A 258-nucleotide genomic window follows, 5' to 3' on the forward strand; every position below is an offset into this window, starting at 1 on the left:
GTGCACTTCACCGGGATTGATCACGGGCACGGTGCCCGTTTCGGCGACGTAGCCGGTGCCGCGATAGGTGAAGCGTTCCGCGCCTTCGAGAATCACGGGGATCGTGTACGCGTCGTGCCAGTGGGGCGCGAACGCGTGATCGCGATAGGTGGCCGTGAGCAGATCCGCGTCCGGCACGAGCGGCGTGCGCCAGTAGCGTGCGGAATCGGGGAGGCGGGCGGCGGACATGATCGGGCGCGGGAGCGGGCTTACTTGACC

The 258-nt window shown here is 68.2% G+C and carries 1 protein-coding gene; it reads right to left on the reverse strand.

The annotated features are described in order from the left end of the window. The coding region (locus AAEY87_RS14140; protein WP_350657630.1) for an AraC family ligand binding domain-containing protein at positions 1-228 on the reverse strand (228 nt) is incomplete at its 3' end. Positions 229-258: the final 30 nt, after the last annotated feature.

The organism is Psychrobacter sp. S1-30-MNA-CIBAN-0213, from assembly GCF_040309845.1.
GTDB lineage: Bacteria > Pseudomonadota > Gammaproteobacteria > Pseudomonadales > Moraxellaceae > Psychrobacter.